Raw genomic sequence first — 18,268 nt, 5'->3', positions numbered from 1 at the left:
TCATCTTGTGTTTATCATCTTGTTAGAGAGAAGCAATCATGGTAGCGATTAGACCAGACGAAATTAGCAGCATTATTCGGCAGCAGATTGAACAGTATGACCAGGATGTCAAGGTTTCCAATGTAGGAACCGTCCTGCAAGTAGGCGACGGCATTGCCCGGATCTATGGTCTAGATCAGGCAATGGCGGGAGAACTGCTGGAGTTTGAAGACGGCACCGTTGGTATCGCCCTCAACCTGGAAGAAGACAACGTTGGCGCGGTTTTGATGGGTGACGGTCGCGGCATCCAGGAAGGCAGCTCTGTCAACTCAACCGGTAGAATTGCCGAAGTTCCAGTGGGCGATGCGATGATTGGCCGTGTGGTCGATGCATTGGCGCGTCCTCTTGATGGCAAAGGCGACATCAATACAGGTGAAACCCGCTTGATTGAGTCTCCCGCTCCCGGCATCATTGCCCGGAAGTCAGTGTATGAGCCTCTGCAAACAGGAATCACCGCAATCGACGCAATGATTCCCATCGGTCGGGGACAGCGCGAATTAATCATTGGTGACCGCCAGACCGGAAAAACTGCCGTTGCTGTAGACACCATCCTCAACCAGAAGGGTGAAGATGTAATCTGCGTCTACGTGGCGATCGGGCAAAAGGCATCCACTGTTGCTCAGGTGGTAGACACCTTGGCAGAGCGCGGTGCAATGGACTACACCATTGTCGTCGCTGCAAACGCCAACGACCCAGCTACCCTGCAATACCTGGCTCCCTACACCGGCGCAACCTTGGCTGAGTACTTCATGTACAAGGGCAAAGCGACATTGGTGGTTTACGATGACTTGTCAAAGCAGGCACAGGCTTACCGCCAGATGTCACTGCTGCTACGTCGTCCACCCGGACGTGAAGCTTACCCCGGCGACGTTTTCTACCTCCACTCTCGTTTGCTGGAGCGCGCGGCGAAGCTCAGCCCTGAATTGGGTGAAGGCAGCATGACTGCTCTGCCCATCGTAGAGACCCAAGCGGGTGACGTATCTGCCTACATTCCTACCAATGTAATTTCGATTACGGATGGTCAGATCTTCTTGTCTTCTGACCTGTTTAACTCTGGTCTACGTCCAGCGGTAAACGCGGGTATCTCCGTATCCCGTGTAGGTTCCGCGGCTCAGATCAAGGCGATGAAGCAGGTTGCCGGCAAGGTGAAGCTGGAATTGGCTCAGTTTGCTGAACTGGAAGCTTTCTCACAGTTTGCTTCTGACCTGGACAAGTCTACTCAGAACCAGCTTGCACGCGGTCAGCGTTTGCGCGAAATTCTAAAGCAGCCACAAAACTCACCGCTGCCCGTAGCTGAGCAAATCGCCATCATCTACGCAGGTATCAACGGCTACCTGGATGACCTACCCGTTGATAAGGTGACAGGCTTCACCGCTTCTCTGCGTGAGTACTTGAGAAACAGTAAGCCCCGTTTTGGCGAAATCGTCCGCTCCGAGAAGAAGCTGAGCGACGAAGCCGAAACCTTGCTGAAAGAGGCGATCGCTGAACAAAAGAAAACTTTCCTGGCAACGGCGTAGAGGAGAGGAGCTAGGGGCTAGCCCCTAGCTTCTAGCCCCTAGCCCCTACCCCCCCTTTCCTACCTATGGCAAACCTCAAAGCAATTCGCGATCGCATCAAGTCGGTCAAGAATACTCAAAAAATTACAGAAGCGATGCGACTGGTGGCGGCGGCTAAGGTGCGTCGTGCCCAGGAGCAGGTGATTGCAACCCGTCCTTTTGCCGATCGCTTGGCTCAGGTACTTTATGGCTTGCAAATGCGCCTTCGGTTTGAAGATGCTGACCTGCCGCTGTTGCGGAAGCGGGATGTGCAAACCGTTGGTCTGCTAGTTGTATCGGGCGATCGCGGACTCTGCGGTGGCTACAACAGCAACGTGATCAAAAGAGCCGAAGCACGCATCAAAGAGCTACAGGCTGAAGGCGTTAACTACAAGCTGGTTCTCGTTGGTCGCAAAGCCAACCAGTACTTTCAGCGTCGGGAGCGTCCTATCAGCGCTTCCTTCTCTGGACTAGAACAGATTCCTACCTCATCTGAAGCTTCTCAAATCGCTGACGAACTGCTGTCTCTGTTTTTAGCAGAAGAAGTAGATCGAGTTGAACTGATTTACACCAAGTTTGTCTCGCTGGTTAGCTCTCGTCCCGTCGTTCAGACGCTGTTGCCACTCGACCCACAAGGGTTAGAGCCACAGGATGACGAAATTTTCAGGTTGACCAGTCGGGGCGGTGAATTCCAGGTTGAGCGACAACGAGTCGAAGCCGCAGCTCAAGCACCCTTGCCTCAAGACATGATTTTTGAGCAAGATCCTATCCAAATTTTGGATGCACTGTTGCCGCTGTATCTTAACAACCAGTTGTTGCGGGCCCTGCAAGAATCTGCAGCGAGTGAACTAGCTGCCCGAATGACAGCAATGAACAACGCCAGTGACAACGCTAAAGAGCTAATCAAAGGTTTGTCTCTGTCCTACAACAAAGCTCGTCAAGCCGCAATTACCCAGGAAATTCTGGAAGTTGTCGGCGGCGCGAACGCACTAGGTTAGTACTAATTAGCTCGACTAGAGTGAAAAAGCGGGGTGGGCGTTGTCCTACCCCACTTTTTGTTTTTAGTACATGACGAGCCCAAAGACAAGAAACCCCTTGCCTGTTAGGCAAGGGGTTTCTATTAACATGAGCATCATTTTTAGTTGTTGCAAGCCGTGTTTAACATTGTCTCACCGACTGAACCTAAAGGGACAATCGTGATCTCTCCAGGGGTATCATAAGCACTAGTTTGAGTTCCATCTGCGTTGTATTCTCTACCAAGTTGAAATTGCATTGCCCCAGTAGCACAGTTTCCTCGCATCACATCAACTGTAAACCAAGATTGAGTTTGATCGTTAGCGGACTGAATGTACTCTACATAGTCACCACTTCGAGTAATGCTATCGAGATCAATGTAGTAGTTAATTCCATCTTCATTGGTATCTACATAAGCAAGATTCACCTCAGCCTGTGCGGGGGCTGGAATCGTCAAAGCTGAAGCTACGACAGTTATTCCAACTACGGTAAGTCTCTTTAGCATTTTCAAGCTCCTTAAGTATTAGGTGACGCTTTAAATGTTCCCGTTGCGCTACTGAGGCTATCAGTAGTTCCTTTGCTGTTGCAGTATGAGAACCAGGTCAACGAATAATGCTGCACCTTTACAGAGGACATTCGCTAAGCTTCAAACATCCTTAATTGGGACTCAATCGCGATGCAGCCCTCTCCAACGCAGTCCTTAAAAATTGATTTCACGCAGGACGACGGTATTCTACAGGTCTTTTCTCGCCTGCCTATTCTTTCCAGCCGACAAGCAGCTTGGGAAAGAATTCACTTGGGGCATTATCAGCAGCCTGCTCATGAAACGCCGGAATATTGTCCCGCTCAACATACCATCAGTATTCACCTTGGCTCGTCAGGGATAGAAGAGCAGTGGTGGGAAGGACGTTTTCGGCAAGAGCATTTTGTCTACGGCGATATCTGTATTTATCCTGCGGGCTGCCCTCAGAAACAGCGCTGGAGGAAAGATTTTGAGTTTCTTGAGCTGAATCTTGACCCTACTTTGTTCAGTCAGGCTGTTTATGAATCGATTAACCCCGATCGCCTTGAAATCCTGCCTTACCGCACTGCTCAAGACCCCTTGATTCAGCACATTGGATTAGCGCTGAGAACATCCTTAGAATCATCGATTGCTGTTGGGGGAGGGGGTGCCTTGCTTGAGGCAAACCGTCTTTATGTAGAGACAATGGTTAATGCGTTAGTTGTTCATTTGCTCAAGCATTACACAACCCAAAAGGCAGCAATTCAGTCCTATGCAGGCGGATTATCTTTATTCAAGTTAAAGGTGACAATCGCCCACATTCAAGCTCATCTTGACCAAAACTTGAGCCTCTCTGAGATTGCTGCCGTCGTTCAGATGAGTCCCCACTACTTTGCCAGCTTATTCAAGCAATCCACCGGACAAACTCCCCACCAATACGTACTGAGTTGCCGAATCGAGAGGGCAAAGCATTTGTTAGCTCAGCGAGAATTGGCGATCGCCGACATCTCTCAACAAGTCGGCTTCCAAAACCAAAGCCATTTCACTAGCGTCTTCCGTAAATATGTGAAGGTAACACCCAAAGCTTACAGAAATTCTCTTTAAGCAAATCGGAGAATTTCGACATTTCTGGGAGGAATTGGGAAGACAGGGCGATCGCTCTCACCCTATGCTCAGGCCAGTTCAAAGAGCAGGAGACAAAAATTGCTTGGATTTATCGGCTCAATGAGCTTAGCAATCGTGGGCGTGGTGCTTTACCATCTGGCGGTCAAGTTGCAACCACACTCCGTTAGCCCATTCCTAATTCTGGCAATGGCTTACTGCGTAGCTGCTCTGCTAAGCACTGTGATTTATTTGGTGACACCATTTGGCACGACTGCAATCAAAGATTCCCTGCTATCAGCATCCTGCTTTGGGGTCGTGATTGTTGTTGTTGAACTGGGTTTTCTACTGGTCTACCGAGCCGGATGGGACACCAGCATCGCAGGGGTATTTGCAACGGTCGCTGCAACCATTTTCCTGGTTCCCATTGGGATATTTTTCCTCAAAGAGAATGTTTCTAGGGTTAACCTAGTCGGCATTCTGCTTTGTCTGGTAGGGCTATTTCTAGCTTCAAGAAAATAGATGCCTTGCACGAACCATTTTTTGAAGCGTGATATGGAGGCGTGGCTTCGCTGCGCCCCATTCATGCAGAAGGTCTAAGGAATCATCTAGTTTTCAAACAGATCAAGCGGTAGGTGCCCATACATCTCATTAACGCCTGACTCATAGGCAGATTGGCAGGAGACCAAAACACCACGATGCTCACCTGTGTAAGCCTCGGCGTAGCACAAGCCAGATTTAGGGTTGAATTTGATGTAGACCGCGTCTGCGATCGCCCCTCCCTTCAACTCAGGCGCGTATCCCAAAGCGGCCGAGTAAGCTTTGAGAGCTTGCTGTCCTTCAGTTAAATTGTCTGCACAGATGCCCAGAATTTGATAATCCGAAAGCTGCACGACCGTCAGCAGGGCCTCACGAATGCGAGGTTTGTTAGCACGAGAGAGAGCATCATCTCGCCTGAGACAGTCAAACGGTTTCAAAATCTGATGGGCTTCAGCGGCGGTAAGTTGAGTCATCGGTTCTAAACAATGAGCAATTGAGCTAAACCAATCGACGGATGCAGTCACCTGTTTTCCCTGATACTTAAAGAGAAGGTGTTGTAAGCGAGAAAACGACAGTGCTGCTAACCAAAGGGTTTGAAGTGGAAATGTACACAGGTACGCCAGACGGAAAAATCGTCGGGCTGTCTGACCGGATTGTAGCGGCACTGGATGGATTTGTGCGCGAACCGGATAGCCGCAATGTGGAGTATACAACGGCTCCGCTTTGCCGCTATGAACGACTGCTGTGTGACTTGGTGCGTCCCCGCCGACAGCTCAGAGCTTACCTGAAGCAGTTGGGCGACTATACACTGATTCCCGGCAGCACATTAGCGTTGGGAGAGAGCGATCGCTTCTACCGCTCTGACCCTGCCAATCTCTATCACGCTTACATCGAGAATACTTACGGCACCAAAGTTGTCACCGCCAGCATTCACATTAACGTCGGCATCAGCGACCCCGAAGTACTAATGCGGGCTTGCCGCCTAGTTCGGCTAGAAGCGCCTCTGTATTTGGCGTTAAGTGCGTCTTCTCCATTTTTGGATGGTGAAGCGACGGGCTACCATTCTACCCGTTGGGGCGTTTTTCCAAAAACTCCGGCTCATGTGCCGCTATTTGAAAGCCACGCTCACTTCGTCCGCTGGACCGAGGAGCAGCTCGTCGCAGGCACAATGCAAAACGTCAGGCATCTTTGGTCATCAGTGCGACCAAATGGCGATCGCCGCCCCTACAACCTGAATCGATTGGAACTCCGAATTTGCGACCTGGTAATTGACCCGATTGCCTTACTCGCCATCACGGCCCTGTTAGAAGCCCGACTGCAACAGCTTATTCTTGACCCATCGCTTGATCCATTGGAAAGTAGTACACTTCCAGCAGCAAATCGGGCAGAAGACCTGGTTGCACTTACGGACGCAAACGAAGCGGCAGCGGCAGCAAACAGCCTGGACGCAGAGCTAAGGCACTGGCAAGATGGCAGGGTTCTGCTAGCGCGAGATTGGATTGCGGAACTGTACCAGGAAGTATGGGCGATCGCCAGAAAACAGGGCTTTAGCTGTTTTCTGCTGCCGCTCAAGAAAATTTTGCGAGAAGGCAACGAAGCGCAGCGCTGGCTAGAGCTATATCAGCAAACTCAAAACAGCCGCAGCGTGATTCAGCAGGCGATTCAGACAGCTGCTCAACAAGAGCAAGCGCTCGAACAAGAACTGTGTCAGCCCTTAGTTGCCTAATCAGTTGCTTAATTTAGGCTATCAGTAGCGCTCAAAAGCTTTACAATTTCTAATTGGTCATTTGTTGTTGCTGCTTATTAAAAAAATCTATATTCTTCGTCTCTCTGTGGGTAGATGTGCCACTTTCATCTAGGTTCTACCCGGATCAGGATATAGATACCTTGCAAGAATAGGATGAGGTTGCCAAAAGCTTTAACCTCTAAGCCTTTTGCTGGTAAGCAGCTTATTCAGGGTCAGGAAAAGGCTCCATGCCTCAAGTTGTTCTCGTAAATCCTCAAATTCCTCCAAATACGGGCAACATTGCTCGAACCTGTGCCGCTACCGGGACAGAATTGCATCTCGTTGGTCCGTTGGGATTTGAAATTAGCGATCGCTATCTAAAGCGCGCCGGATTGGACTACTGGCAATGGGTTGACTTGCACTACCACGCTTCTTTTGAAGCCTTTCAGATCTACCACCAGCAGCGCCGTGGGCGATGGATTGGCTTCAGCACTTCAGGGGTGTGTAGTTATATTAAGTTTAGGTTTGAGCCTGATGACTGGCTGTTGTTTGGGTGCGAGACAGCAGGATTGCCTCGAGAAGTTTTGTCTGCCTGTCAGCAAACGGTCTATATTCCCATGGCACAATCCCAGGTTCGCAGCTTAAATCTTTCGGTGAGCGCTGCAATCGGTTTGTTTGAGGCGCGTCGGCAGCTTGGTTATCTTGAATAGGCTCCAACCCCTGACCTCAAGCCATTTTCAAGGCTCAGTAAAGCTGTTCATTGGTTTTCCTGACCAATGTGAAACTGCATCTATATGGATACATCTACATTCATCTACCTGTTTCTTTAAGTACGCTTAGCTTCCTGCCAAACCAGAGGGGGGAGTCGGCGTGAGCAACAATCTGATTACTGCTCACAACAACGTGCATAAGGTTCATTTGGGTGTTTCAACCTTGCTGGTCAGGCTGAAAGATGAATGATTCTCTTAAAAGCTATCTAGCGATTAAGAGATTAGGCACAGCTATCTATCCGGAAAAAACTTCTAGTTGTTCAGTCTTCTACACTACTAAACCCAATTCTGTTCGATAAGAAATTCATATAGAAAAATTGGGTTTTGAGTTTAGTAGAGACAAGAAAATCAGCGAAGTATTCTTATCAGTCCTGATGACAAGCTTTTAGACAGCAGTTAAGGGTGTTATTGTCCTTCAGAGTGTTGAATTGAGTCTCCAATTCAAGTCTTACCCTCAAGCATCACGAAGCCCAATAGAGCAGATCTTTTGTACTTCACCAAGTCGTAATCAAGAAAGCTCTTCAATCCGTAGAATCCTCTCAGGAGAAGTATTTTGGCGATCGCAAGATCAAGGTCGGAAGACATAAATTCGCTTATAGCCAACTTTTCTTTTGACAAAAAAATAATCTGGTTGCTGTTACCTGATGGCTTTCAAGCAAGAGTGGTGTACACTAACCCCTTGACTGTCATCAATCTCACTCGCTACGCCAATGTAGCCTCAGATGAGCAAAAACTTTGCGACAGATTAGTTCTACTTAGAGGCTCGGTATTGAATTTTTTGTCGGCTGGTGTAAGCTTGTCTAAACCAAAAAAGCAAGGTAATCTTGCCTATGCATACGGACGTTGTCGGTGATCTTGCTCTCTTCCCGTTGTGATTTACGTCATTGACTGGTGAAAAAGGTTGAGTGACTTGAGGACAGTTATAACGCTGGTCATTAGGAGGTCGTTCTTTGAAACGAGCATTTCCGCAGAAGGTTAGGTCTGCTTCCTGCCACCCATTCGTAATAGAGGCCGTGGTGGGTCAAGCTAGACGGACTCTTCCAGGAGTCAATCGCAGAGCCCGTACCTCTGCTGCAATGATTGGACTCGCCCTTTCGATGGGCGCATCCAGCTTGCTACTGCCCCGTCAAGATGATGGAGCGGCAGCAGCAGAGCCCAGAACAACAGAATCTGCTGTAGTTGCTACTTCAGTGGAGCATGTAGTACAGCAAGGGCAAACTCTCTGGCAAATTGCTCAGAGATATGGGGTTAGCGCTGAAGCGATCGCCGCTTCCAACGGTATTACTACCGATTCTACCCTGCGAGTAGGTCAAACGCTTTGGGTTCCTGGTTCCGGTATCAGAAACAATAGTGGTGATGTTTCTGAAGCGATTGTGCCTGAGCCCGTTGCGCCAGAAGCAATTACTGCGCTTCGGTCCGCTTCTTCGCCCGATTTTAGTCAGCTGCGTCAGGTAGAAACTCCCGATGCAGCGCTCGACGATTCACTCAAGGCTGAGCAGGATATTGCACTTGAGCGATTACATCAGCAGCGAGAAAGATTGCGTAACAGTCTGGCGGAGTTGAGGTCTGAGGAGTTACAGAATTCAGTTGCTTCAGAGGTAGAGGTTGAGTCTTCCATTCAACCATCGGCGGCAGAAACTGCGGTTTCAAATCCCTCTTCGGTTGCTGTCGAACCTGCTGAGTTGCCTTTGATGGACCCCACCGAGTTGACACAGGCTGAGCCTCTTCTTCCGACTGGGTTGTCAACCTATCAGGTTAAGCCTGGGGATACGCTTGACAGGATTGCCAACGCTCATGGCATTACTCGGCAAGAGCTAGCAGAAGTTAATCAACTGGTTGACCCTAACTGGCTGCGAGTCAATCAGTCCCTGGCGATTCCTCAATCCGAGCCGATCGCATTAGCAAGTCCGGTTCCGAGTTCTATCCCAACGGTGAACTCAGGTGCATCTGACTTGTCCGCAACATTAGCTCAACCCGAATCGACAACAGTTCAACCCGAGGTACAGATCAAGCCGGAAGCTCCGCTAGAAACTGCGCTGACGGTTCACCAGGTAGGTTCAGGTGAAACTTTAAGTGAGATTGCCCGCACCTATGGCATCTCCAGATCAGAGCTAGTTAGTGCTAACCATTTGAGCGATCCAAACCTGATTTTTGTGGGTCAAGAACTTAATATCCCCACAAACTCAGGGGTGGAAGCTAACGCCGAGGAGATTGCTGTACCTGGTGCAACAGTTTCAGTGCCTACGGTAACCGCTCCTACGAATGTACTACCTGAGCAATTTGCTCCAGAGTCAACCTCTGCATCTATTGTTTCCGTTCCAACGGTACCAACCCCCGTTTTGATTGCCTCTTCTGAACCTACTGCATTGCCTGCGGTCGGAGGAAGCCTACCTTCGGATGATTCAGCCGATAAGCAGCTTGAACAATCTGAACAAGTTGCAGCTGTACCTACTGATGCTGCACCCGCTGAAGCAGCAGTCGGAACCGAAGTAGCTAGCGCTCCGTCGGGAGCAAGTCCCTACGTGCAAAACCTGATGACCGAAATCAGAGACTTGCGCGATCGCTATCAAACTGAAACGGCTGAAGTTGAAGTTGAACAATCTACACTGGTTGCTACCGCCCCAACCGGCGCTCCAGATTCACTGACCGAACTGCCTAACCCTTCTAGTGATATCAATCCAGAATTTAGCCCAGATCGATATACAGAAGCGTTCCAAGCAGAAATTCGCAGGTTACAGGAAGAAAGACGCAATCAAGTTGCTCAGGTTCCGGTAAGCAATTCAGTTAGTACTCAGCCTACTGAAGTAGCGACTCTGCCCTCCTCTGAAACAGAGCCGCAAACAGAAGAGGAACTCGTTGCTGTTGCACCCTTGGGTTCTCAGAACTACCAGCCGCTTACCCAACCTATTACGGGACGGATGGTTTCTCCTGACCTGCCACCCCTGCCGGGAGCAGAAGCTTACCTACCTGATGGAGCGGCTTCCTTCAACGGCTATCTCTGGCCTGCAAGAGGCACATTGACCTCTGGCTATGGCTGGCGCTGGGGTAGAATGCACCGGGGAATTGACATTGGTGCACCAACAGGTACGCCTGTTGTGGCAGCAGCACCTGGTGTGGTTGAGTCCTCTGGCTGGAACTCTGGTGGCTACGGCAACATGGTTGAAATTCGCCATGCTGATGGCAGCTTGACCCGCTACGCTCACCACAGCCGCAACCTAGTTCGCGCTGGACAGGAAGTCGAACAGGGACAGCAAATCGCTGAGGTTGGCAGCACGGGCTACAGCACGGGTCCACACCTCCACTTTGAGGTTCACCTACCTAACCAGGGAACGGTCAACCCGATGGCCTATTTGCCTCGTTAAGGAAACAATTCCTTTTCTGTAAAAACTTTGGATGTACTAAACAATGTTTGGTGCATCCAAAGTTTTTTTATGGCAAACTTCGGGCTAACCTGAACATAAGCTCTCTGCATGAATCATCTTTGAAGCGTGAATGGGAGCGCGGCTTCGCCGCACCCAACTCAGGCAGGAGATCTATTATTAAGTCTGAATAATTTACGATGTGATGAAAGATTTGAAGCAGACTCTTCAAAATGAGTGTTATGGCAGAGATTTAGAACAACGCAAGCACTGGTATTCGCCTGCTGCTGAGGCATATCAACAGGTCAGACCCCGCTATCCTCAAGCGCTGATCGATCGCGTTGTAGATATTGCCCAACTCTCCGCTAACTCATCGCTGCTGGAAATTGGATGTGGGCCCGCGATCGCCACTCCTGCATTTGCGGCTCTAGGTTGTCACATGGTCTGTGTAGAACCTAATTCGGATTTCTATCACCTAGCGCAACAAACTTGTACAGCTTATTCCCAAGTAGAACTGCAAAATTGCTCATTTGAAGAATGGGAGTTAGCACCCCAATCATTTGATGCAGTATTGGCAGCGAGTTCATTTCACTGGATTCCACCAGAGATTGGTTATCCGAAAGCGGCGGCAGCATTGCGCCCAGAAGGACATCTGATTTTGCTGTGGAATAAAGAACTCCAGCCTCAATATGAGGTTTATCAGCAGCTATCTGAGATTTATCAAACCCATGAGCCGACCCTCAACCGCTCCTATGAAGATAGTGCTACCCAGATGGCAATTTTGAATGAAATGGGACAAATGGCCATCGCATCCGGCTATTTCCAAGATCTGGTAGCTGGGCACATAGAAGTAGAAGTTACTTACACCGTTGATCAGTACTTGCTGCTGTTAAATACCTATTCGCCCTACTTGAAGCTAGAAGCTCAGCAGAAGCAGTCCTTGTTTGCAGAATTACGGCAAGTGTTAGAGCAGAACGGTGATACGGTTCAACTGGCTTATGTTTCTGCCTTTCACATTTCCCGTCCTGCTTAGCTCTATCAAGCTGTTTAGCGATCGCCCTCATCTAACAATCACAACCTTGATGCTCACAGCTCTCACCACTGGGATGCCCATTGGCACAAGCCTCGCTGCAATAATTCTTTCCGTCTTTTTTGATCGCGTCTTCAATTGCCACTACACAGACGCAAGCATCACAAGCACATTTCATTTGAGTCACAGTTGCCATAGCTTTTTACCAGAATTGACTTTAATTGACTTCCCCATAATGCCAGCCTATGAACAGTTATTCATACATCCCTGGGATAGGTAAGTCTCGATTCTCTAACTCAACTGCACTACTGCTCGATTTTCTAACAGCGTTTCAGCAGAAAATAAGTCTTCAACGGTGATTCTGAGGAAGCGATCGCCATCTACCCAAAACAGCACTTTGATCCGATCGCTACCTGGAAACCCGGGAGGGGTGAGTTTTGCAATCGTGCTTGCCTGATCGTTGAGCGGTTGCACCTGGGTTTTGCCGCTGCCGAGGCTGCGGGTGACGAGGCGATCGCCCTCAAAAAAGACCTCAGTGCCGCCCGATTCAGTCCCCAATTCACCAATTATGAGTTCGATGCTGGGCTGGTTTTCAGTGGATGCACCCAACACCAGTTCAACCGGATCAGGCATGGGGTAAGGCTGTCCTTCTTTAATTAGGGGATGCCAACTGTGGCGATTGTTGCGCCGATCCCAATAGCGGATGCCGTAGCTGTGATAAAGAAAATCTTTCAGGTCAATTCCCTGATGAATTTGCAGAGCGCCTTGGGCGATCGCTTCAAATGGACGTTCTGAGCGGATTTTTTCTGGCTCAAAATACTGTTTCACCCAGTCCTGCACAGCAGGAATTTGGGCAGTACCCCCGACTAGCAAAACGGCATTAATATCAGCCACTTCTAGCCCCTGTCGTCTTGCCTGCCGCAGCACTTGCGTCATCGACTCGTCTAATCGTTCAAAAAACTGGTGTTCTTGAAGAATAGCGGTGAAGCGATCGCGGTCTAGCTGCAACTCGTAGCTTTCAAAGGTTTCGTCATTAAAGTAGGCTTCGGTTGCTGTAGTTTGCTCTGATAACTGCACTTTGAGCCGTTCTGCCAGTCGCAGGGTCAGGGGTGTGACGGCTAAGCCTTGAGTGGTTGCAAAGTGATCGACTAGCCAGTTATCAATGTCCGAGCCGCCCAAATTTTGTCCGGCTTTGGCGAGAACACGGGCAGTTTTGGGACGCTGACCGGATTCTGTCAGCGTTTTTTGTCCCCATTTAAGGATGAAACCCATTGGTTTTGATTGGGATTGGCGATCGCCTTGAAGCTGCACCAGCGACAGATCTAGAGTGCCACCACCAAAGTCAATCACCAGCAGCGTTTCCCCTGCGGTCAAGCCATAGCCCAGAGCAGCAGCAGTTGGCTCATCCAGCATTCGCACCTGTTCAACTTGCAGCGATTGACAAACGCCTGACAGCCAGTTGCGATATGCCTCAAAGCTGTCTACTGGAACCGTAAAGACCAGGGAGTCAAAGTCCGGGTCAAGACTCTGAAGCTGTTGAATCACCTGGGTTAAAAACCACTGTCCGGTTTGCTCCAGCGTCACCGTTTGCCCATCTAACTCTGGCAGAAACCCCTGAACCTCAGCCCCAATTCCCCGTTTAAAGTTGCGAAAAAAGCGAGAATCGCTGCTCAGATCCAGTCCGCGATCGCGCACTGTTTGACCCGCCAACACCTTGCCGCTAGCAGCATCCTCAACGTATACCAAGCTGGGAATCAGGGGCGGGTTTTGTCCCAGTCGAAAGGATAAATCTGCTAAAGCTAAAGTTTCTGGTTGCTGAGTAGCTGCATTCCAACGAGCAGTGACGGTGTTGCTGGTGCCAAAATCGATTGCGTAAACCATGTTGAACGGGGGCGATCGCTAATTTTTTATATCTCTATAACAGTTCAAAATCAGCTATGAGATGAGTCGGTCGTAGAACTTGTAGGATTAACCGAATCCACAACTAATTTAGTTGAGATTCTAGTCTGCCACTGTTGATCCTGGAAATACTTCTGTTGGAAGGATTGATCTATTGCCCTGACGGCTCAAGAGTTAGCAGAAAATTGCAAAATTTATTATTTTTAACAAGATTGGAATTTGGGGAAAACAGGGTAGTTTTTGAGGCGATCGCTCAGCTTTACCCTGGACAATTAGCAGCGTGAACGAAACAACTATAGGGTTGAAGCCAGGGAAAATCCCTTAGATAGCCACAATGCGACAGGGGTTAGCTTAGTAGGCAAAACCCTTACCAAACAAAGGTTTAACGGCAAAATTCAACCTGACTCGGCAAAATCTGCCCTGACTCTTGGCGATCGCCAGAAGTCCCGCTAAGCCGCAGATTGGGTACTACGCAACACTCTTCAATCAGTGCCATTTAGCGTAGACCATTGGCGATGTAAGAATTACCTAAATTTATCTTGTGCTTGTATGAATCCTAAAGAAAAACAAAAATTTGTCTTTTGTTCCAATTTCTATGAAAACAAAGTTACAAATTCTCTCAAATGGGTTTCAAAAGCTTCCAGAGTGGACTAGGGTAATCCTCATAGAGCTTATTATTCTTTGCTTAGCTTGGCCCTGTTTAGCACCCCGTTCCATTCTCAGGGGCCCTTTCTTTTGCTAAGTGGCTTCGACATAATGCAATCAACCCCAAGATAAGTTTGAGGCTGAGGCGCAAGACGTTAGCGCTAAACAAGTCACATCCCAGCCCGTTTAACAAGATCACCAGGAGATTACCAGCGTGAAATTAGCAGTTTATGGAAAAGGTGGAATCGGCAAATCCACAACAAGCTGTAACATCTCTGTTGCCCTTGCCCGTCGCGGGAAGAAAGTGCTGCAAATTGGGTGTGACCCCAAACACGACAGCACTTTCACCTTGACTGGCTTTTTGATTCCTACCATCATCGACACGCTCCAGGAAAAGGACTATCACTACGAGGATGTCTGGCCCGAAGACGTAATTTACAAGGGCTATGGCGGCGTTGATTGCGTCGAGGCAGGTGGTCCTCCAGCAGGCGCAGGCTGCGGCGGCTACGTCGTCGGAGAAACTGTCAAACTCCTCAAAGAACTCAACGCCTTTGACGAATACGATGTAATTCTGTTTGATGTGCTGGGTGACGTGGTTTGCGGTGGCTTTGCGGCTCCTTTGAACTACGCCGACTACTGCATGATCGTCACTGACAACGGCTTCGATGCCCTATTTGCCGCTAACCGGATTGCCGCTTCAGTGCGTGAGAAGGCCCGGACTCACCCGTTGCGTCTAGCTGGACTGATTGGCAACCGCACCTCTAAGCGTGACCTAATCGACAAATACATTGATTCCGTACCTATGCCCGTGCTAGAAATCTTGCCGCTAATCGAAGACATTCGCGTCTCTCGTGTCAAAGGCAAAACGCTATTTGAGATGGCAGAAACCGATCCTTCACTTAGCTATGTCTGCGACTACTATCTCAACATTGCTGACCAAATTTTGGCTCAGCCCGAAGGTGTTGTTCCCAACGATTCACCTGATCGCGAACTGTTCTCGTTGCTGTCTGATTTCTATCTCAACCCCGCAGAACCCCAAGGGAGAGCAGAGGGAGAGCTAGACCTGATGATGGTTTAAGTAGAAAGCTTTAAAGTTTTAGATTTTGAATTTTTGATACAAACTACAAGTGTAAAATTCAGAATTTAAAACTTTACTCTTTCGCATTAAACCTGTTAGCGTTGCTGATTGCATGGGTAGATTCCACAGTATGATGCTGTACAGACTGACGGGTCTTGACTACTGGTCTTAAGGCATTCAAACTTATACCTTCAGCAAGCTTAAGAGCATCAAGAACATGGCATTTTTTGAGAACTTTACGACTTCCATTAAGCAGAAGTGGCTGGATTATTTCCAAACTAATCGGGGCTGGTTAAGCCTGCAAATGGAAAACCATTCTGTCCGTACGCCAGATGGAGGTCGTAGACCGTCTTCTTATCTGATTTTGGGTGTCGTCAACGCAATAGAGCCAAAGTTAGGCAACCTGATGGTGCCTTTCTATCGACTTAATGCCAACGAAGATGCCCTAGTTGAAGTGTTGGGCTTAAATTTTGATCCGGATATGGAACTTTCCAAGGAAAGCGGCACAACAGTTAATGTGCGGTCTAGCAATCCAGAGAATGACCTGTCTCGGTTGCTGCCCGACTCTCAGGAGCAAGAGCAATATGACCCGTTGGCATAGTTCCCGTTGGTATGGGGGTGAGCTAAGTTGGGACGCTCTACATTGTTTTGAGGTTGACTGTGAACGTTGAGCAATTACGTCAGTCTGTTAAGGCTAAGTGGTTGGGCTACTATCGCGAAAACCGCTCATGGCTGATTCGTTTAGGCGTTTGGGTGAACTGTGAGGGGCAGCGCCGTCCCTCATCCAGTTTCATTTTGGCAACCCTATCCATTCTGGAACCCCATTTAACCCAAATGATGCCGCTGGTCGTAGATCTCAGCACCAACCCCGATCGCATTGTGGCAGCTTTAGGGCTGAACTTTAACCCCGATTCTGAGCTATCCGAGCTAGAAGCGTTAAATCAAGCAGAGGATGATCCAGCCGATGAACCGCTACGAATGTTGCCCAGTGGCGCAACCGATGCTGTTAATCCGGCGATCGCCCCTTCTCCCAGTCGCCGCTCCGCCATGATCGATGAAGACTGCCGAGGTATCCGCCGCTCCGCCCCCACTGAACCCCTCCGCGAATAATCCCCCTAATCCCCAGCCCCTAGCCCCCGATCTTTAAGAGGAACCTATACTATGACCCTGGCAAACTCTGAGCCTCAAACTCTCAATTTTGAGTGCGAAACCGGAAATTATCATACCTTTTGTCCAATCAGCTGCGTCGCGTGGCTCTACCAAAAAATTGAAGACAGCTTTTTCCTGGTAATTGGCACCAAGACCTGCGGCTATTTCCTCCAAAACGCGATGGGCGTGATGATCTTTGCTGAGCCGCGCTACGCTATGGCTGAACTGGAGGAAGGCGACATCTCAGCCCAGCTGAATGACTACGAGGAGCTAAAGCGGTTGTGCTTGCAGATTAAGCGCGATCGCAACCCCAGTGTGATTGTCTGGATCGGCACCTGCACCACCGAAATCATCAAGATGGACTTGGAAGGATTGGCCCCCAAGCTCGAAGCTGAGATCGGCATTCCCATTGTGACCGCCCGTGCAAATGGCTTAGACTATGCCTTCACTCAGGGCGAAGATACCGTCTTGGCAGCAATGGCACATCGCTGTCCTGAGAAGGCTCCGAAGCTAGAGTCTGAGAAGGAAGAGCGGAATGCGATCGCCAAACTGCTCAACTTTGGGCGCAAAAAAGAAGACGTTGCCGCCGAAGAATCTGAGTATGTCGATCATCCACCCCTCGTCCTGTTTGGCTCTCTGCCCGACCCCGTTGTTACTCAACTCACCTTAGAACTCAAGCGACAGGGCATCAAAGTCTCCGGCTGGCTCCCCTCCAAACGCTACACCGAGCTACCCGTCCTTGAAGAAGGCTATTATGTCAGCGGCGTAAACCCCTTCCTCTCGCGCACCGCCACTACCCTAATGCGCCGCCGTAAATGCAAACTGATTGGCGCACCCTTCCCCATTGGTCCCGATGGCACTCGCGCTTGGATTGAGAAAATTTGCTCCGTCTTCGGCATTGAACCAAAAGGTTTAGACGAACGCGAAGCCCAAATCTGGGAAAGCCTGGAGGACTACCTGAAGCTGATTCGCGGCAAGTCCGTCTTCTTCATGGGCGATAACCTGCTAGAAATCTCGCTGGCAAGATTCTTGGTACGCTGCGGCATGACCGTCCCCGAAATCGGCATTCCCTACATGGACAAGCGCTACCAAGCAGCAGAACTAAGCTTGCTAGAAAAGACCTGTCACGAAATGGGCGTTCCCACTCCCACAATCATTGAAAAGCCGGACAACTACAACCAGCTTCAGCGTATCCAGGCGATCCAACCCGACCTGGTGATCACTGGCATGGCTCACGCCAACCCACTGGAAGCACGCGGTATCAACACCAAATGGTCAGTTGAGTTCACCTTCGCCCAAATTCACGGCTTCACTAATGCTCGTGATGCACTAGAACTCGTCACCCGCCCCCTCCGCCGCAACACTAACCTCAAAGACTTAGGCTGGGATAAACTCGTGCGCGAAGAAGCCAAAATCTAAAAGCAAAATCTAAGAATACTCTTAGGTCGCAATTCCTCTGAATAGGAATTGCGACCTTTTTTTGCTTCACTCAAGAATATTTTAATGGTAGGAGGCAATTTTGAGGGATGGAACTGCGAGAGCGAGATGTTGGAACTGTTTGGGTTCTAAGGTCGATCGCCACAACTCTGTTAACATAAAAAATTTATTTGGCGCTGCTAAGTGACATGGCTCATGAGGAACTTCCTTGGAAAAAAGCTCGTAAAGGTTTGCCCCCTGAAGTAAGTTCAACGGAGCCAATTCTTCTTGGTGATATGAAGGCGTTAGGTTTTCAGAAGCTTGATTTGATAGAGCGTGAAAATCCTACTTAACGTGAGTTCGGGATAAGGAGGGGCGAAATAGATAGAGTTGAAAGTACCTAATTTTTAACTCATCTAACCGCCCCATGCTTAGTCTAGAATCCCTGTTCTGTCATGTCGATGA

The 18,268-nt window shown here is 49.3% G+C and carries 17 protein-coding genes; 13 read left to right on the top strand and 4 right to left on the bottom strand.

Annotation, left to right across the window (positions count from 1 at the left end; translation table 11 throughout):
* The first annotated feature begins 38 nt into the window (after positions 1-38).
* Together atpA and H6F88_RS02550 are read left to right on the top strand one after the other, a co-directional pair.
* Positions 39-1,556 carry a F0F1 ATP synthase subunit alpha gene (gene atpA / locus H6F88_RS02555; protein WP_190641176.1) on the top strand — a complete coding sequence of 506 codons (1,518 nt, stop codon included), beginning with the start codon at positions 39-41 and terminating at the stop codon, positions 1,554-1,556.
* Between the two features lie 65 nt (positions 1,557-1,621).
* Positions 1,622-2,572 (top strand): F0F1 ATP synthase subunit gamma, encoded by a 951-nt coding sequence (locus H6F88_RS02550; RefSeq protein WP_190641175.1) that lies wholly within the window; start codon positions 1,622-1,624, stop codon positions 2,570-2,572.
* A gap of 140 nt (positions 2,573-2,712) precedes the next feature.
* Here the strand turns inward: H6F88_RS02550 and H6F88_RS02545 are convergent, their stop codons facing one another.
* Entirely contained in the window at positions 2,713-3,093 is a 381-nt protein-coding gene (locus H6F88_RS02545) for a hypothetical protein (RefSeq protein WP_190641174.1), read from the bottom strand.
* Between the two features lie 171 nt (positions 3,094-3,264).
* Between H6F88_RS02545 and H6F88_RS02540 the strand changes: the two genes are divergently transcribed.
* Positions 3,265-4,194 carry an AraC family transcriptional regulator gene (locus tag H6F88_RS02540; RefSeq protein ID WP_190641173.1) on the top strand — a complete coding sequence of 310 codons (930 nt, stop codon included), beginning with the start codon at positions 3,265-3,267 and terminating at the stop codon, positions 4,192-4,194.
* Positions 4,195-4,314: 120 nt separating this feature from the next.
* The gene (locus H6F88_RS02535) at positions 4,315-4,713 is read left to right on the top strand and encodes a hypothetical protein (protein ID WP_190641172.1); all 399 of its coding nucleotides are present in this window, start codon (positions 4,315-4,317) and stop codon (positions 4,711-4,713) included.
* An 86-nt stretch (positions 4,714-4,799) separates the two neighbouring features.
* Here the strand turns inward: H6F88_RS02535 and H6F88_RS02530 are convergent, their stop codons facing one another.
* Positions 4,800-5,204 carry a DUF1824 family protein gene (locus H6F88_RS02530; RefSeq protein WP_190641419.1) on the bottom strand — a complete coding sequence of 135 codons (405 nt, stop codon included), beginning with the start codon at positions 5,202-5,204 and terminating at the stop codon, positions 4,800-4,802.
* A gap of 101 nt (positions 5,205-5,305) precedes the next feature.
* Between H6F88_RS02530 and gshA the strand changes: the two genes are divergently transcribed.
* The 4 genes from gshA to H6F88_RS02510 all read left to right on the top strand — a co-directional run bounded on the left by gshA (position 5,306) and on the right by H6F88_RS02510 (position 11,619).
* A complete protein-coding gene (gshA, locus tag H6F88_RS02525; protein WP_190641171.1) occupies positions 5,306-6,457 on the top strand; it encodes a glutamate--cysteine ligase in 1,152 nt (383 codons plus the stop codon).
* Between the two features lie 248 nt (positions 6,458-6,705).
* Positions 6,706-7,167 (top strand): tRNA (cytidine(34)-2'-O)-methyltransferase, encoded by a 462-nt coding sequence (locus tag H6F88_RS02520; RefSeq protein ID WP_190641170.1) that lies wholly within the window; start codon positions 6,706-6,708, stop codon positions 7,165-7,167.
* A 1,076-nt stretch (positions 7,168-8,243) separates the two neighbouring features.
* Complete coding sequence (locus H6F88_RS02515; protein ID WP_190641169.1) at positions 8,244-10,589, top strand: LysM peptidoglycan-binding domain-containing protein; 2,346 nt, start codon at positions 8,244-8,246, stop codon at positions 10,587-10,589.
* Positions 10,590-10,791: 202 nt separating this feature from the next.
* Positions 10,792-11,619 (top strand): class I SAM-dependent methyltransferase, encoded by an 828-nt coding sequence (locus tag H6F88_RS02510; RefSeq protein ID WP_190641168.1) that lies wholly within the window; start codon positions 10,792-10,794, stop codon positions 11,617-11,619.
* Between the two features lie 31 nt (positions 11,620-11,650).
* On the opposite strand, the gene H6F88_RS02505 is transcribed toward H6F88_RS02510, so the two are convergent.
* Both H6F88_RS02505 and H6F88_RS02500 read right to left on the bottom strand, forming a co-directional pair.
* Positions 11,651-11,812 (bottom strand): metallothionein, encoded by a 162-nt coding sequence (locus tag H6F88_RS02505; RefSeq protein ID WP_190641167.1) that lies wholly within the window; start codon positions 11,810-11,812, stop codon positions 11,651-11,653.
* Between the two features lie 95 nt (positions 11,813-11,907).
* Positions 11,908-13,497 carry an Hsp70 family protein gene (locus tag H6F88_RS02500; protein ID WP_190641166.1) on the bottom strand — a complete coding sequence of 530 codons (1,590 nt, stop codon included), beginning with the start codon at positions 13,495-13,497 and terminating at the stop codon, positions 11,908-11,910.
* Positions 13,498-14,374: 877 nt separating this feature from the next.
* Between H6F88_RS02500 and bchL the strand changes: the two genes are divergently transcribed.
* The 5 genes from bchL (at position 14,375) to H6F88_RS02475 (ending at position 18,156) form a co-directional block, all read left to right on the top strand.
* Positions 14,375-15,238, top strand: coding sequence for a ferredoxin:protochlorophyllide reductase (ATP-dependent) iron-sulfur ATP-binding protein (bchL, locus tag H6F88_RS02495; protein ID WP_190641165.1), 864 nt, complete (start codon positions 14,375-14,377; stop codon positions 15,236-15,238).
* A gap of 217 nt (positions 15,239-15,455) precedes the next feature.
* A complete protein-coding gene (locus H6F88_RS02490; RefSeq protein WP_190641164.1) occupies positions 15,456-15,839 on the top strand; it encodes a DUF5331 domain-containing protein in 384 nt (127 codons plus the stop codon).
* Positions 15,840-15,898: 59 nt separating this feature from the next.
* Positions 15,899-16,348: a DUF5331 domain-containing protein gene (locus H6F88_RS02485; protein ID WP_190641163.1), complete on the top strand. Its 450-nt coding sequence runs from the start codon at positions 15,899-15,901 to the stop codon at positions 16,346-16,348.
* 51 nt (positions 16,349-16,399) lie between these two features.
* Positions 16,400-17,806: a ferredoxin:protochlorophyllide reductase (ATP-dependent) subunit N gene (locus H6F88_RS02480; RefSeq protein ID WP_190641162.1), complete on the top strand. Its 1,407-nt coding sequence runs from the start codon at positions 16,400-16,402 to the stop codon at positions 17,804-17,806.
* 206 nt (positions 17,807-18,012) lie between these two features.
* Positions 18,013-18,156: a hypothetical protein gene (locus tag H6F88_RS02475; RefSeq protein WP_190641447.1), complete on the top strand. Its 144-nt coding sequence runs from the start codon at positions 18,013-18,015 to the stop codon at positions 18,154-18,156.
* The last annotated feature ends 112 nt before the right edge of the window (positions 18,157-18,268 follow it).

The organism is Oculatella sp. FACHB-28, from assembly GCF_014696015.1.
Lineage (GTDB): Bacteria > Cyanobacteriota > Cyanobacteriia > Elainellales > Elainellaceae > JAAUTN01.
Note: the sequence above shows the minus strand (reverse complement) of the source record. Positions and strands in the feature narration are given on the sequence as shown.

What these genes read in the sequence shown, in the direction of transcription:
- H6F88_RS02505 (WP_190641167.1), bottom strand. Translation starts at nt 11,812, where the DNA reads ATGGCAACTGTGACTCAAATGAAATGTGCTTGTGATGCTTGCGTCTGT.
- H6F88_RS02520 (WP_190641170.1), top strand. Translation starts at nt 6,706, where the DNA reads ATGCCTCAAGTTGTTCTCGTAAATCCTCAAATTCCTCCAAATACGGGC.
- H6F88_RS02500 (WP_190641166.1), bottom strand. Translation starts at nt 13,497, where the DNA reads ATGGTTTACGCAATCGATTTTGGCACCAGCAACACCGTCACTGCTCGT.
- H6F88_RS02480 (WP_190641162.1), top strand. Translation starts at nt 16,400, where the DNA reads ATGACCCTGGCAAACTCTGAGCCTCAAACTCTCAATTTTGAGTGCGAA.
- H6F88_RS02550 (WP_190641175.1), top strand. Translation starts at nt 1,622, where the DNA reads ATGGCAAACCTCAAAGCAATTCGCGATCGCATCAAGTCGGTCAAGAAT.
- H6F88_RS02530 (WP_190641419.1), bottom strand. Translation starts at nt 5,204, where the DNA reads ATGACTCAACTTACCGCCGCTGAAGCCCATCAGATTTTGAAACCGTTT.
- H6F88_RS02510 (WP_190641168.1), top strand. Translation starts at nt 10,792, where the DNA reads ATGAAAGATTTGAAGCAGACTCTTCAAAATGAGTGTTATGGCAGAGAT.
- H6F88_RS02540 (WP_190641173.1), top strand. Translation starts at nt 3,265, where the DNA reads ATGCAGCCCTCTCCAACGCAGTCCTTAAAAATTGATTTCACGCAGGAC.
- H6F88_RS02490 (WP_190641164.1), top strand. Translation starts at nt 15,456, where the DNA reads ATGGCATTTTTTGAGAACTTTACGACTTCCATTAAGCAGAAGTGGCTG.
- H6F88_RS02545 (WP_190641174.1), bottom strand. Translation starts at nt 3,093, where the DNA reads ATGCTAAAGAGACTTACCGTAGTTGGAATAACTGTCGTAGCTTCAGCT.
- H6F88_RS02475 (WP_190641447.1), top strand. Translation starts at nt 18,013, where the DNA reads ATGGCTCATGAGGAACTTCCTTGGAAAAAAGCTCGTAAAGGTTTGCCC.
- atpA (WP_190641176.1), top strand. Translation starts at nt 39, where the DNA reads ATGGTAGCGATTAGACCAGACGAAATTAGCAGCATTATTCGGCAGCAG.
- H6F88_RS02535 (WP_190641172.1), top strand. Translation starts at nt 4,315, where the DNA reads ATGAGCTTAGCAATCGTGGGCGTGGTGCTTTACCATCTGGCGGTCAAG.